The sequence below is a fragment of the Geobacter sp. OR-1 genome (assembly GCF_000813145.1).
Taxonomy (GTDB): domain Bacteria; phylum Desulfobacterota; class Desulfuromonadia; order Geobacterales; family DSM-12255; genus Geoanaerobacter.
The window spans coordinates 228,319-241,688 of sequence record NZ_BAZF01000001.1 but is presented as its reverse complement, the minus strand read 5'-3'; the positions used below and the strand labels follow the sequence as shown (position 1 = coordinate 241,688).

Below are 13,370 nucleotides of genomic sequence, written 5' to 3'. Positions count from 1 at the left end.
ATGATCGCAAAAAGAGACGCCCGGCCGGGCGTCTCTATGTTTTATGGGGAGAGCTGTGCGGGATAAACGGGTCATGATCGTTTCCGGAGAAGCATCCGGCGAGATGTACGGCGCCCGCCTGGTGGAAGAGGCGCGGCGGCTGGATCCGGAGCTCTCGTTTTTCGGCATGGGCGGCGTCCGGATGCGCGAGGCCGGGGTCGATATCCTGGTGGATGCCGCGGATATGGCCGTGGTCGGCCTGATCGAGGTCATTGCCCATTTCGGTGTCATCAAACGGGCCTATACCACCCTGCGCAATATCCTCAGGACCGATCCCCCGCAGCTCCTCATCCTTATCGACTACCCGGATTTCAACCTGCTGCTGGCCAGGGCGGCCAAAAAGGCCGGAGTCAGGGTTCTCTATTACATCAGTCCCCAGGTCTGGGCCTGGCGGGCCGGGCGGGTGCACAAGATCGCCCGGCTGGTGGACCATATGGCGGTGGTCTTCCCGTTCGAGGTCCCTTTCTACGAGCAGGCCGGGGCAGCGGTCACCTTTGTGGGACACCCCCTGGTCGATATGGTCAACCCGGTTTTTTCGCAGACCGACTCCCGCCGGTCATGCGGCCTCGACCCGTCTCGCCCGGTAGTGGGGCTTTTCCCGGGCAGCCGCAAGGGTGAGGTGAAGAGGCTCTTTCCGGTGATCCTGGCTACTGCCGGACTCCTGCGGGAGAGGTTCCCCGAGCTCCAGTTCGTGATCCCGGTGGCGTCAAGCCTTACCGCTGGCGATCTGCAGCCGATGCTCGATCAGAGCGGCATCGCTGCCACCCTGGTCAGCGGCAAGGTCCACGATGTAATCCAGTCGTGCGATGCCGTTGTTGCGGTTTCCGGGACCGTCACCATGGAGATCGCCCTGCTTGGGGTGCCGATGGTGATCATCTACAAGGTTTCACCCCTGACCTACGTCATCGGCACCAAGCTGATCCGTGTCGATCATATCGGCATCTGCAACATCGTCTCGGGTGAACGGGTGGTTCCCGAACTGACCCAGCATGATGCCGAACCCGGCAAAATTGCCGCTGAGCTCGGCAGGATGCTTGTTGACAGTGAATATGCCGGGAGTATCCGCCGAAAACTGGGCCGGGTCAGATCCCTGCTCGGAGAAAGCGGGGCCTCGCAACGGGTGGCCCGGCTGGCCATCGACCTTCTGAAACAAGGAAACGCTAACCGATGAATGCATTTCGACGGATCGTTCTTTACAGCAAGCCGTACTGGAAGCGGATGGCGATCGCCGCCGTGGTTTCGACCGGCGTCGGCGCCATGGACGGCGCCTTTGCCTATCTGGTGGAACCGCTCCTGAAAAAGATCTTTGCGGAAAAGGACCTGCTGATATTCTCGCTGCTGCCGGTCGGCATCATCGTCCTGTTCATCATCAGGGGGGTCTGCCGCTTCACCAACGACTACCTGATGCGCACTGCCGGACAGATGGCGGTACAAGGGGTGCGCAACGAGATCTACCAGCGGAACATGCGGCTATCGCTCGGTTTTTTCCAGCGCCAGACCACTGGCGGCCTGATGTCGCGGGTACTCAACGACGTCAACATGATGCAGGAAGGGGTCGGCACGGTCATCACCGGCCTGTTCCGCGACGGCCTTTCCGCAATCTCGCTCCTTGGGGTCATCTTCTACCGCAACTGGGAGCTGGCCCTCATCTCCTTCATCGTCATACCGGTAACCGTCTATCCGGCCCAGAAGATCGGCAAGCGGATCAAGCACCTGGCCAAAGAGGGGCAGGGAAAGATGGGGGATATTGCCGGCATCCTGCAGGAAACCTTTTCCGGGATCAAGGTCATCAAGGCGTTCGGTCTGGAGGAGCGGGAGGTCGACAAGTTCAGGAACCACAACCGGGACTTTTATTATTACCAGCGCAAGGCGATCAAGTACGAGGCGCTCTCGACCCCGGTGATCGAGTTCATTACCTCGTTCGGCGTTGCCGCGGTCATCTGGGTCGGCGGGGCCAACGTGATGTCCGGCCGGATGACGGCCGCGGAGTTCTTCTCTTTTGTGACCGCCATGGTCCTGATGTACTCGCCGATAAAAAAACTTACCAACGCCTACAACGTGATGCAGCGCTCCATCGGCGCATCGGAACGGGTCTTCGAGATTATCGATGCCGAGCCGGACATAGTCGATGCCCCGGATGCCGAGCCGGTCTCGCGGGTGCGGGGCGAGGTCGAGTTCCGCAATGTCTCTTTCAGCTACGATGACGAGGAGGTGCTGAAAGGGATTTCCCTATCGGCCCGCAAAGGGGAGGTCGTGGCGCTCGTCGGGCCTTCCGGCGGCGGCAAGACCACCCTGGTATCGCTGATCCCCCGTTTCTATGACGTCAAGTCCGGTGAGGTCCTGGTTGACGGCCGGGATATCAGGAACCTGGTGCTGGCCGATCTCCTGAAGCAGATCTCCCTGGTCGATCAGGAGACGATCCTGTTCAACGACACCATTGCCAACAATATCCGCTACGGCCGGCCGGACGCGATCGATGCGGATGTCGAGGCTGCGGCACGGGCCGCCTTTGCCCATGACTTCATCCTGGAGATGCCGGAAGGCTATCAGACCAACATCGGCGACCGCGGGGTGCGGCTTTCCGGCGGGCAGCGGCAACGGCTCTGCATTGCCCGGGCAATCCTCAAGGATGCCCCGATCCTGATCCTGGACGAAGCCACCAGCGCCCTGGACACCGAAAGCGAGCAGATGGTCCAGAAGGCCCTGGAAAACCTGATGGCCAACCGTACCACCTTTGTGATCGCCCACCGGCTCTCGACCATATTCCGTGCCGACCGGATCGTGGCCATCGAGAACGGGGAGATCAAGGAGAGCGGGACGCATGCCGAACTCCTTGAAAAGGGCGGGCTTTACAAACGGCTTTATGATATGCAGTTTCAGGGATGAAAGAGCTGCGGAGGAAAATGCTGGCCCGTCTCAGCCCGCAGATTGCGTGGCTGATCTATGGCCTGTTGAGCCTCTTTCGGATGACCATGCGGATCAGGATGATCGGCGGGGAGATCATGCCGGGCCTGGTCGCCAGGGGCGAAGGGTTCATCGGCACCTTCTGGCATGCCCGCTTGCTGATGATCCCTTTCATCTACCCGGGCACGCGAATGAACGTGCTGATTGGCACCCATCGGGACGGCCAGCTGATCGCCGATGTCATGAAATGTTTCGGCTTCGGCCTGGTCCGGGGGTCGTCCTCCAAGGGTGGTGTCGGCGCCCTCCGCGAGATGGGGCGGCTGCTTGCCAAAGGGAATGATGTTGCCATAACCCCTGATGGCCCGCGCGGACCGGCGGAGGTGGCAAAAATGGGGGTCGCGCAGGTTGCCAGGGTAACCGGCCGGCCGGTAGTGCCGATCGCCTTTTCCTCTTCCCGCTGCTGGCGCGGGACCAGCTGGGACCGGATGGTGATCCCCAAGCCGTTCTCGCAAGGGGTGTTTGTCATCGGCGATCCGGTCTACTACAGCGAAGGGGAGGAGCTGGAGACTTTCCGGCTGCGGATCGAGACCGCCCTGAGAGAGACCACGGCAACGGCCGACCGCGCTGCGGATTCCCGGCAGTAACCTGAGACAACAGACAGTTCGGGCCGAACATGTATTTACTGTACAACATCCTATTGCTGCTGCTGCTGCCGCTGATCATCGGCTGGCACCTGTATCGCTCCGCGAGCAGGGGACGGCCTGCGGCTTTGGCAGAACGGTTCGGTTTCATCCGGGAATTACATTACGGCGCGGACAGGCGCCCCATCTGGGTCCATGCCGTATCGGTGGGGGAATCGGTTGCCTGCCGCCCCCTGCTGAAAGCGATCAAGGCGCGTTTCCCCGATACCCCGCTGGTGCTCTCCAATATGACCGAGACCGGAAGGCAGGTCGGCTCCGGCTTTCCGGAGGTCGACCGGGCCATCTATTTCCCGTTTGATTACCCTTTCAGCGTGCGCAGACTGTTGAGAACGGTCAACCCCTCGGTCATCGTGGTGGTCGAGACCGAACTCTGGCCGAATTTCCTTCGCGAGGCCGCTACTGCCGGGGTGCCGGTCGTCATTGCCAACGGCAGGATATCGGACCGCTCCCTGCGCGGCTACCTGCGGGTCAAGGCATTTTTCCGGCCGGTGCTGGCCAATGTGTCCCGCTTCTGCATGCAGGGGGAAGAGGATGCCAGGCGGATCGTTGCCATCGGTGCCCCGGCAGACCGGGTTTCAGTGGCCAGGAACCTGAAGTTCGACATCCCGGTCGCTCCGGCGGCAGCGGAACGAAAGACGGAGCTGCGGGAAAGATATGCCATCCCGGCCGCAGCAACGGTCATCACTGCCGGGAGCACGCACCAGGGGGAAGAGGAGGCGGTAATAGCCTCATATCTCGAACTTCTGGCCGGAACACCCGGCCTGTTCATGGTCCTGGCCCCGCGCCATCCCGAGCGGGCCGCTGCAGTTGCCGAACTCCTCAAACACAACGGGATAATATTCCGGCGGCGGTCGGAACTCAACCCCGGCGACCCGCCACTGCTGGCGGGACAGCTGCTCCTGGTCGATACCGTTGGCGAGCTGATGCAGTTCTACACCCTTTCGGATATCGTTTTCGTGGGGGGCAGCCTGGTCCCAAAAGGGGGCCATAATCTCCTGGAGCCGGCGTCTCTGGGGGTGCCGGTCCTGTTCGGCCCGCAGATGAACAACTTCCGGGAGATCGCCGCGCTGGTAAAGGAGTATGGGGCCGGTTGCGAGGTGGCCGATGGGGCGCGGCTCACGACAGAGATCCGGCAGCTGCTCGCTGATCCTGCCGGTCGCCGGGAGATGGGCGAATGCGGCCTCAGGCTGCTCCGGGAGAACAACGGGGCCACCGAGAGGCATATGGCCGTGATTGCAGGGCTGATAGAGGGGCGCTCGTGAGCAGGGAGCAGTATTTCAGGGAACTGCTGGCCGGCAAGCGGCAGGGAGCGGGCGACCGGCTGCTCCTGGCGCTGTTGCGGCTCGCCGCGGTGCCGTACAGCGCAATCATGCGATTGCGGGCTCTTGGCTACCGGTCCGGCCTGCTCCGGTCCCGTAGACTGGCGCGACCGGTGATCTCCGTGGGGAACATTACCGTGGGCGGGACCGGCAAGACCCCGACCGTGCTCTTTCTTGCCCGGATGCTGATGGCACGGGGGAAGCGGGTGGCTGTCCTGACGCGGGGTTACGGCGGCTCCCTGGAAGGGGAGACCAGGGTGGTCAGCGATGGTTCCGCCCTGCTCCTGTCAGCGGAGGAGGCCGGCGACGAGCCGTGCCTGCTGGCATCGTCGTTGGCAGGTCTGATTGTCGTCATGGGGCCGGATCGCTACCGCGCCGGCAATCTGGCCATGGAGCGTTTTAGCCCAGACCTGTTCATCCTTGATGACGGTTTTCAGCATCAGCGCCTGAAGCGCGATCTCGACATCCTCCTGCTCGACGCAAAAGATCCGTTTGCCGGTTCCAGGACCTTCCCGGCCGGGCTGCTGCGCGAACCGGTGACAGCGGCACAGCGGGCGGATCTCGTGCTGTTCACGCGTTGCGGGGAACTCTTGCCAGAGATCCCTGCTGCGGTTCGGGCGATTCCGTACTGCAGTGCCAGCCACGCCCTGACCGGCTGGGCTCCGCTTGCGGGCGGCGATAGCACCTCATTTGCCGAACTGTCCGGCCGCAGGGTCCTTGCCTTTGCCGGTATCGCCGATCCATCGGGGTTCTTTGACGCCCTGGAGCGGGAAGGGGTGCCGCTGCTCGCCACGCTGGCCTTTCCGGACCATACCCGCTACGGCAAGGAAGAGTTGGAGGCGCTCGGCCGGTTGAAGACGACCAAAAAGGCCGACTGCCTGATCACGACTGCCAAAGATGCGGTCAAGCTGCTGCCGTACCGTGGCATCCTGGGGAACTGCCTGGTCGCGCGGCTGGAGCTCAAGATCAATGAACCGGGACCTCTGGTCTCGGCGCTGGACAAGTTACTCTGAGGAGGTAAGCCATGGCGCTGTCGCCCGATCTGATTGCCATACTGGTTTGTCCGCAGTGCAAGGGGAAGCTCGACCTGGAGGCAAACGAGGCCGCCTTTGTCTGCCCGGCCTGCCGGTTGCGGTATCCGGTGCGGGAGGGGATACCGGTTATGCTCGTTGACGAAGCAGAACCGACTTCGTAGCAGGTCCATCTGCGGCGTTGCACTGCAGCCTGATGAGCTCAACGTACTTCAGTACGCCTCGCTCCTCATCCTTTGTGCGCCTTGCATCTGGAGCCTGCTACTGTGTCGGTTTCTATCTGAGTGACTATGACTGATAAACGATCTTATTCCAACCTTGACCGTTCCTCGATCCGGAAGATCCTGATCCGGGCCACGAACTGGATCGGGGATGCGGTGATGACCCTGCCTGCCATCGGCACGGTCCGGGCCGCTTTTCCGGAGGCGCGGATCACGATCCTGGCCAACCAGATGGTGGCCGGCCTGTTCTCCCCCCATCCCTGGGTGGATGAGGTGCTGGTCTACGACCGCAAGGGGCGTCACAAGGGGTTGGCCGGCAGGTTCAGGCTGGCTGCGGAGCTGCGGCGCCATGGTTTCGACCTGGCCCTGTTGCTTCCCGACTCATTCGACGGCGCGTTCATAACCCTGCTGGCCGGCATTCCCCGCCGCCTCGGGAACCGGAGCGACGGCCGCGGGCTGCTGCTTACCCATCCCTTCCCGCTCTCCCTGCAACCGAAAGGGGAGCATCAATCGGAAAACTATCTTGCCATGCTCGCCCATTTCGGGATAACCTCCGCTGAACAACGCCAGCTGCTGGTAACGACTGCTGCGGAAGACAATGCAGTCGCGGACCGGCTTGGCCGGCACGGCATCGGCAGGACGGATTTCGTCCTGGGGATCAACCCCGGCGCCACCTATGGCTCGGCCAAGAGATGGTATCCCGACCGGTTTGCCGCCGTTGCGGCCGAACTCGCCTCGGCGTGGGGCGCAAAGGTCGTCATAACCGGCGGTCCGGGCGAAGCGGCCATTGCCGCGGACATCGAGTCCGGGCTGGCCGGCGCTTGCGCCAACATGGCGGGCAAGACCACGGTGCGGGAGCTGCTGGCGCTGGTCAAGCGGTGCGACTTTTTCATCACCAACGATTCCGGGCCGATGCATCTGGCAGCTGCCTTCGGTGTGCCGCTGGTGGCGATCTTCGGCTCCACTGACCACACCACCACCTATCCGCTTACCGAATATGGTGTGGTGGTTCGCGAAACGGTTGACTGCGCGCCGTGCATGAAGCGGGAATGCCCGACCGATCACAGGTGCATGAAAGCGGTTACTGTTGCCGCAGTGGTCGAAGCTGCCCGCGATCTGCGGGGGAAAATCATTCCACCCCCTGAAAACGCCTGAGCAGAGGGCTATGGATCTATCCGTAATCATCGTCAACTATAACACCCGGGTGCTGCTCCTCGATTGCCTGGCATCGGTCTACGCTACCGTGTCGCCTCTGCTGGTCGAGATCTTCGTGATCGACAACGCGAGCACGGACGGGAGCGTCGCTGCGGTGCAGGAAGCCTTTCCCGGGGTGCGCTGCATCGCCAATACTTGCAACCTGGGGTTTGCCCGGGCGAACAACCTGGCGATCAGGGCAGCGTCCGGACGATATCTGATGCTCCTGAACAGCGATGCCCAGCTGACCCCGTCTGCGGCAGCAACGATCGTCTCGTTCATGGATGCAAACCGCGACGTCGCAATCTGCGGCGGCCAGCTCCTGAACAGGGACGGCTCGCTGCAGAATTCGATTGCCAACTGCCCGACCCTCGCGACCGAACTGTTCAGCAAGTCCCTGCTGCGGCGGCTTTTTCCGGCACGGTATCCGGGCAAGGAAGCACGATTCAGCCAGCCGGTCGAGGTGGAGTCGATTATCGGCGCCTGCATGGTCGTGGCGAAAGAGGCGGTCGATCGGGTCGGGATGCTGGACGAACGGTTCTTCTTTTTCTTCGAGGAGACCGACTGGTGCCTGCAGATGAAAGACAGCGGCTGGCGGGTGATGTTCCACCCCGCTGCCCGCATCTACCATCTCCAGGGGCAGTCGGCCAAGCGGGTCAATGTAGGGGCCAGGATCGAGTACTGGCGGTCGCGCTACCTCTATTTCCGCAAACATCGATCCATTGCCGCCTGTTTCCTGTTGCGGTGCGGTCTCGTTATGAGGCTTATATTGTCGCTCACCGGCCAGCTGGCCACAGCGCTGTTCAGCGCCAACAGCCGCAGCAGGTTGCGTATCAACGCGACCCTCCTGTGCTGGCATCTCAGCGGCTGCCCATCGTCATGGGGGATCAACGGCGGAATGACCGGAGTAACGGAATGATGTGGAATGGCAGATAAGATTTCGTGCATAGTCATTGCCAGGGATGAAGAGGCCAGGATTGGCGACTGTCTCGACAGCGTCCGCTGGGCCGACGAGATCGTGGTGGTCGACTCCGGGAGCAGCGACAACACCGTGGCCATTGCCAAAGGCTTTACGGACCGGGTCCATGTCATCCCCTGGCAGGGGTTCGGCCCGCAAAAGCAGGCTGCGGTCGAGCTGGCCGCCCACGACCTGATCTTCAGCATCGACTGCGACGAGCGGGTCACCCCGGAACTGGCCGCGGAGCTCAGGGAGCTTGCTGAGGCCGGCGACCGGCTCCCCGGTTACACCGTACCCCGCCGCACCTTTGTGGGAAAGAACGAGATCCGCCATTGCGGCTGGTATCCGGACCGGACCATCCGGCTCTTCGACCGGAGGCGCGCCCGGTTCTCCGACAGCCCTGTCCATGAACGGGTGATTGTTTCCGGTACTGTCGGCGACTGTTGCCACCATCTGCTCCATTACTCCTTTGCCGGATTCCGCGACATGCTCGCCAAGATGAACCATTACACCGATCTGGCCGCGGAACAGATGCATGCTGCCGGCCGCTTCGCCGGGTATGCCGACATCACAGTCAGGCCCCTGTACATGTTTATCCGCACCTATCTCTTCCAGCTCGGCTTCCTGGACGGTTTTGCCGGGTATCTGGTCTCCGTTTCCAATGCGGTCTCGGTGTTCGCGAAATATGCCAAATTGATGGAGCGCAACCGGAAATGATCCTGCAGCGTTTGAACATGGCCATTACCTCCCGGCAGCTGAAAGATGCCCGTTGGCTCGCCATCGGCCACCCGATGGCCTTGGGCGACGTCGTGGCTTCGCTTCCGCTCGCCGGGATCATAAAAAGGGAGCTGCCGCATCTCAAGATCTGCTTTGTCGGCAGTCCTTACGCCCGGCCGGTGATCGAGTGCTGCGAGCATATCGACGCCTTTCTGGAGGCCGGCGCGGTGATCAATGATCCCGACCTTCTGAACCGACAGGGGATCGATATCTTCCTCAATCCGTTTCCCCACTTTGACCTTGCTGTCGCCGCCTTTCGGGCCGGAATCCCGATCAGGGTCGGCAATCTGCGCCGCCGCAAGGTCGCCCGCCTGTGCAACCGCTTCGTGTTTTACAGTCGCCGCCGCAGCGGCAGGCATGAGATCGAGCTGAACCTGGAGAACCTGGCCGGCATCGGCCTGGCGACCAGCTTCCCCTTATCCGGGGTTCCCGGTTTTTTCGGGCTGACCCGTCTGCCCGGCCTGGAGCCGGAATTAAGCGAACTCCTGGACCCAGGGCGGCTAAATATCATTTTCCATCCGAAATCGAGCGGCAACGGCCGGGAATGGCCCGCCTCCCATTTTCTATCTCTTGCGCGGATGCTCCCCCCGGATAGGTTCCGGGTCTTTGTCTCCGGCGTGGAAAAGGAAGGGGCAACGCTCCGCAGAGATGTCCCGGAACTGTTCGCTGTTCCGGGAGTGGTGGATCTGACCGGACGGTTGAGCCTCAGACAGTTCCTGGCCTTTATCGCCAGGGCGGACGGCCTGGTTGCCAGCGGCACCGGTCCGTTACACCTGGCAGCGGCCCTCGGCATCCATGCCCTCGGCATCTTTCCACCTAGGGTCGATATCGACCCGGCCCACTGGGCGCCGATAGGGGTGAAGGGAGAATATCTCTGCCTGATCGAGCCGTGCCATCCGGGTGGGGAGAGATGCCCGGACGATTTCCCCGGCGGTTACTGCGCCTGCACTGCGGCCATCACGCCGGAGATGGCGCTGGAGCGGGTACTGAAATGGCAAAAAATGGGAGAGAGCACGGCATGACCTCTCCTGCGAAACTTCGGCCACCGGCAAACATCCTGCTGATCCAGTTGGGGGATATCGGCGATGTGGTGCTGACCACTCCGACGATCCGGGCGCTGAAGGAGAGCTACCCGGATGCCAGGGTCTCCATCATGGTGCGTAAGCCGTTCGGTACTCTGCTGGCTGGCGATCCTCATCTCCATGAGGTGGTGGAGTCGATCAAGCCGAGAGGCAAGCTGTTCAAGGTTATGGGCGAATACCTCGGGTTTGCTGGCAGACTGCGCCGGGCAAGATACGATCTGGCGATCGACCTGCGGACCGGCGACCGCGGGGCTTTTCTCTCCTTTATTACCGGTGCCGCAGAGCGGGTCGGGCGGCGGGTCGGAGAGCAATGGTCCTGGCACGATCTGATGTTCACCAGGGTACTTCCGGAAAGTTTGCCGGCCGGTCCGGCAGGTGTGCATCCGGGCGCGGATCAGTCGCTGCGGATTATCCGGGAGCTCGGGATCGATACACCCGACAGCCTGCCGCGTTTATATGTTGCGCCGCATGACCGCGAACAAGGCGTGGCGCTTCTGGCGAAAGCCGGTCTGGCTCCCGGTGGGCGCATGGTTACCCTGAACCCGTTTTCGCGCTGGGCCTACAAGGAGTGGGACAGCGGGAAATGGCGGGCGGTCATCGAGTGGCTCTGGGACCAGCATCAGCTCCCCAGCGTGATCATCGGATCTCCCGAGGAGGCGGCAGCTGCCGAGGCTATTATCAATGGCCTGGAGGGGCGCGCCTTTAGCCTGGCCGGAAAGACGACGCTGGGAGAACTGACGGCAGTCATCAGCCTGAGTTCGCTCCATATCGGAGTCGACAGCGCGGCCCCGCACATGGCTGCAGCTCTCGGAATAGCGACGGCCACCATTCATGGCCCGTCTGATTGGCGCGATTGGCGTTTGAGCGATGACCGGCACCGAATTATCACCCCCGCTACAGAGTGCGTGCCGTGCCACGGAATGGGGTGCGACGATTCCAGGAAAAGCCGGTGTCTCGAAGAGTTGAGCGTGGCTGAGGTTATCGCGGATATCGACAGGATACTGCTTATGCAGCGGGATTCCGGCGGACAAGCGACTTGACCCCCCGCTCGATCCGCTTTGAGATCTGCGTCAGGGCGCTATAACAGGCGCCGAAGCGCAGGGACCGGGGTGACGCCGCTTTCGCCTCGATTGCCCTCTGAAAGAATTCCTCCTGCGACATCGGTTCAGCAGCGTTCCGATTCAGCCGTTCAAATTCCCTCAGCAGATTGACATAGTTGCGGCGCAGAAAAATCCGGCCGCCGGCATCGCTCAACCGCTCCCCCAGCAGCTGGCGGTAGTAGCGCTGCAGAGCGAAGATCTCCGGCAGAAACGGCCCGGTCGCCTGATCGGCGCTGTCCTGTTTGTCATGGCTCCGGTATTTCACATATCGATCGAGCATGACCAGGGCGCTGCCGGCCTTGGCCGCATCGATCACGAACGGGCGGTCAGCGATCTTGCCGTAGGTCTCATATTCGAATCGCCCTTGCCGCAGGACATCGGTGCGATAGACCGCCGAGCAGAACGGCATCGGGAACCCGCCATACAGAAGTGCTGCCAGCTGTCGCGCCGTCAGGTTGCGGTAACGGTCGGACCGTACCCGTTCCCACCCCACGTTCTCCGGATCCCGGTGCACGCGCATGGCCGACACTGCCACCGTGGCGTGCGGTTCATTGACAAGCGCCGCGGACAGGTCGCGCAGATAGTCCGGATGCAGGAGATCATCGTCATGGAACAGCATGGTCCAGGGTCCGCGGGCCATGTCCTGCAGATCAGACCAGCATGCGCGCGGATCATTCGAGCCCCGGCAGACCAGTTCCACTCCGCGCCCTGCAAACGACCGTACCACCTGCGCCGTGTCATCGCTGCTGCCGTTGTCGAGCACGCAGATCCGGCTAGCCGGATGCGACTGGGCCAGCAGCGACTCGATCGTGGCAGCGAGGAGTGGCGCCCGGTTGTAGGTGAGGACCAGGACCTCGATAGCGCAGGGGGTAGTGCCGCTCATTCGGTCGGTGCCTTTCCAGCGGCAAGCGCCACGACCCACTCGGCGAAACCCTCGTAGGTATGGCGTTGGCCGGCCGGAGAGCGGAGGAACTCCTGGCCAGAAGCTATCATTGCCCCGGCCTCGGACTCGGTCACCTGCTCCAGGTAGGCGGCGATCGCCTCGGTAGAACTGAATGTCCGAGCATCGATAAACGCCTCGCCTGGCAACTGCTCGGCAATATCCGGAGCGCCCAGATACACCGGAATCGAGGCTCCTACCAGGGCGTCGATCGGTTTTTCGGTCACATAGCCCGGGTACTCAGTGTTTTCAAAGGCAATGGTGAACTTGTAGCGGCTCAGAAGCTCGTGCTTTTCCCCGCATGGCCCCTTGAATACTGCATGAATCGCGGCGAGCCGCGCGGCCTGGTGTGGCGGCAAGTTCCCGGTGTCGTCCCAGCCGCGGCCGAAGACCTCGACCTGGCCGCGCCTGCCGAGAACATTGAGGAGCTCGAGCCGCGTATCATGCAGCTGTAACCGTTTGCAGGACTGATAGGTCGGGGAGAGCCGTTTCCGGATGCCGTGCCGCACGATGCGCAGCACATCCTTCGTGCTTTCCACCTGCGCCCATTTTTGTTCGCACCAATACTTGTTCGCCGCAACCAGCACGGCGTGCCGGCGTTGTTGCCACGGCACCGGTGAGGGGAATTGGCCGCGCCAGTAACTCGGGAACCAAAGCCGCCAGTGGCGGGCATCCCGTAGCGCCGGCGCCCGTTCGAAGATTCCCCGCGGCCCGATGCAGTGGCTGAACCTTACGCCTGAGCGGATCAGGCGGTCAACGCTGCGGTATGCCACGAGCGGGGATTCGAGCATGGTGAGAACCGACGGCACTGCGCCCAGACGGCAGAGTTCCCGGCCATGGCGAGCGTCCATTTCCTGGATCACATGGACATCGGCTGCCCGCCATTCGCCGGACTGCACCCGCTGCAGAGCCACATCGCCGGATGCCACCTCGATCCCAAGTTCCGTCTGGCGCTCGTAGAGACTGGTCATCCATGACGAACCCAGGAACTGCTGCGACCAGTTGCGGTCGCTGAGACGGTCGAGATGGAACTGGCCGATATCGGCGCAGACAGCGATTTTCATAACCCCTTCAGGGTTGCGGCACTATTCATGACTGCTTCTT

At 62.3% G+C, this 13,370-nt stretch carries 13 protein-coding genes; 11 read left to right on the top strand and 2 right to left on the bottom strand.

Going from position 1 to position 13,370, the window contains the following annotated elements; all coding sequences use genetic code 11:
* Nucleotides 1-73: 73 nt before the first annotated feature.
* The 11 genes from lpxB (at nt 74) to OR1_RS00960 (ending at nt 11,266) form a co-directional block, all read left to right on the top strand.
* Entirely contained in the window at nt 74-1,210 is a 1,137-nt protein-coding gene (gene lpxB, locus OR1_RS01005) for a lipid-A-disaccharide synthase (RefSeq protein WP_370543316.1), read from the top strand.
* Nucleotides 1,207-2,925 carry a lipid A export permease/ATP-binding protein MsbA gene (gene msbA / locus OR1_RS01000; protein WP_041969398.1) on the top strand — a complete coding sequence of 573 codons (1,719 nt, stop codon included), beginning with the start codon at nt 1,207-1,209 and terminating at the stop codon, nt 2,923-2,925. Before lpxB ends, msbA begins: the two co-directional genes overlap by 4 nt.
* Complete coding sequence (locus OR1_RS00995; RefSeq protein ID WP_052440180.1) at nt 2,922-3,587, top strand: lysophospholipid acyltransferase family protein; 666 nt, start codon at nt 2,922-2,924, stop codon at nt 3,585-3,587. The genes msbA and OR1_RS00995 overlap by 4 nt, the downstream gene beginning before the upstream one ends.
* A gap of 29 nt (nt 3,588-3,616) precedes the next feature.
* Nucleotides 3,617-4,906 (top strand): 3-deoxy-D-manno-octulosonic acid transferase, encoded by a 1,290-nt coding sequence (locus OR1_RS00990; protein ID WP_041969397.1) that lies wholly within the window; start codon nt 3,617-3,619, stop codon nt 4,904-4,906.
* Nucleotides 4,903-5,976, top strand: coding sequence for a tetraacyldisaccharide 4'-kinase (lpxK, locus tag OR1_RS00985; RefSeq protein WP_041969396.1), 1,074 nt, complete (start codon nt 4,903-4,905; stop codon nt 5,974-5,976). Before OR1_RS00990 ends, lpxK begins: the two co-directional genes overlap by 4 nt.
* 11 nt (nt 5,977-5,987) lie before the next feature.
* On the top strand, nt 5,988-6,158 hold the full coding sequence (locus OR1_RS21325) for a Trm112 family protein (RefSeq protein ID WP_082002745.1): 171 nt from the start codon (nt 5,988-5,990) through the stop codon (nt 6,156-6,158).
* Nucleotides 6,159-6,284: 126 nt separating this feature from the next.
* On the top strand, nt 6,285-7,370 hold the full coding sequence (waaF, locus tag OR1_RS00980; protein WP_041969395.1) for a lipopolysaccharide heptosyltransferase II: 1,086 nt from the start codon (nt 6,285-6,287) through the stop codon (nt 7,368-7,370).
* A 10-nt stretch (nt 7,371-7,380) separates the two neighbouring features.
* Nucleotides 7,381-8,328, top strand: coding sequence for a glycosyltransferase family 2 protein (locus OR1_RS00975; RefSeq protein WP_041969394.1), 948 nt, complete (start codon nt 7,381-7,383; stop codon nt 8,326-8,328).
* A 6-nt stretch (nt 8,329-8,334) separates the two neighbouring features.
* Nucleotides 8,335-9,084 (top strand): glycosyltransferase family 2 protein, encoded by a 750-nt coding sequence (locus OR1_RS00970; protein ID WP_041969393.1) that lies wholly within the window; start codon nt 8,335-8,337, stop codon nt 9,082-9,084.
* On the top strand, nt 9,081-10,166 hold the full coding sequence (locus OR1_RS00965) for a glycosyltransferase family 9 protein (protein WP_052440179.1): 1,086 nt from the start codon (nt 9,081-9,083) through the stop codon (nt 10,164-10,166). Before OR1_RS00970 ends, OR1_RS00965 begins: the two co-directional genes overlap by 4 nt.
* A complete protein-coding gene (locus tag OR1_RS00960) occupies nt 10,136-11,266 on the top strand; it encodes a glycosyltransferase family 9 protein (protein WP_041969392.1) in 1,131 nt (376 codons plus the stop codon). Before OR1_RS00965 ends, OR1_RS00960 begins: the two co-directional genes overlap by 31 nt.
* On the opposite strand, the gene OR1_RS00955 is transcribed toward OR1_RS00960, so the two are convergent.
* Together OR1_RS00955 and OR1_RS20500 are read right to left on the bottom strand one after the other, a co-directional pair.
* Nucleotides 11,232-12,209 (bottom strand): glycosyltransferase family A protein, encoded by a 978-nt coding sequence (locus tag OR1_RS00955; protein ID WP_041969391.1) that lies wholly within the window; start codon nt 12,207-12,209, stop codon nt 11,232-11,234. The two genes, OR1_RS00960 and OR1_RS00955, sit on opposite strands and share 35 nt — an antisense overlap.
* Entirely contained in the window at nt 12,206-13,330 is a 1,125-nt protein-coding gene (locus OR1_RS20500) for a glycosyltransferase family 10 domain-containing protein (RefSeq protein ID WP_052440178.1), read from the bottom strand. Before OR1_RS20500 ends, OR1_RS00955 begins: the two co-directional genes overlap by 4 nt.
* Between the last annotated feature and the right edge of the window lie 40 nt (nt 13,331-13,370).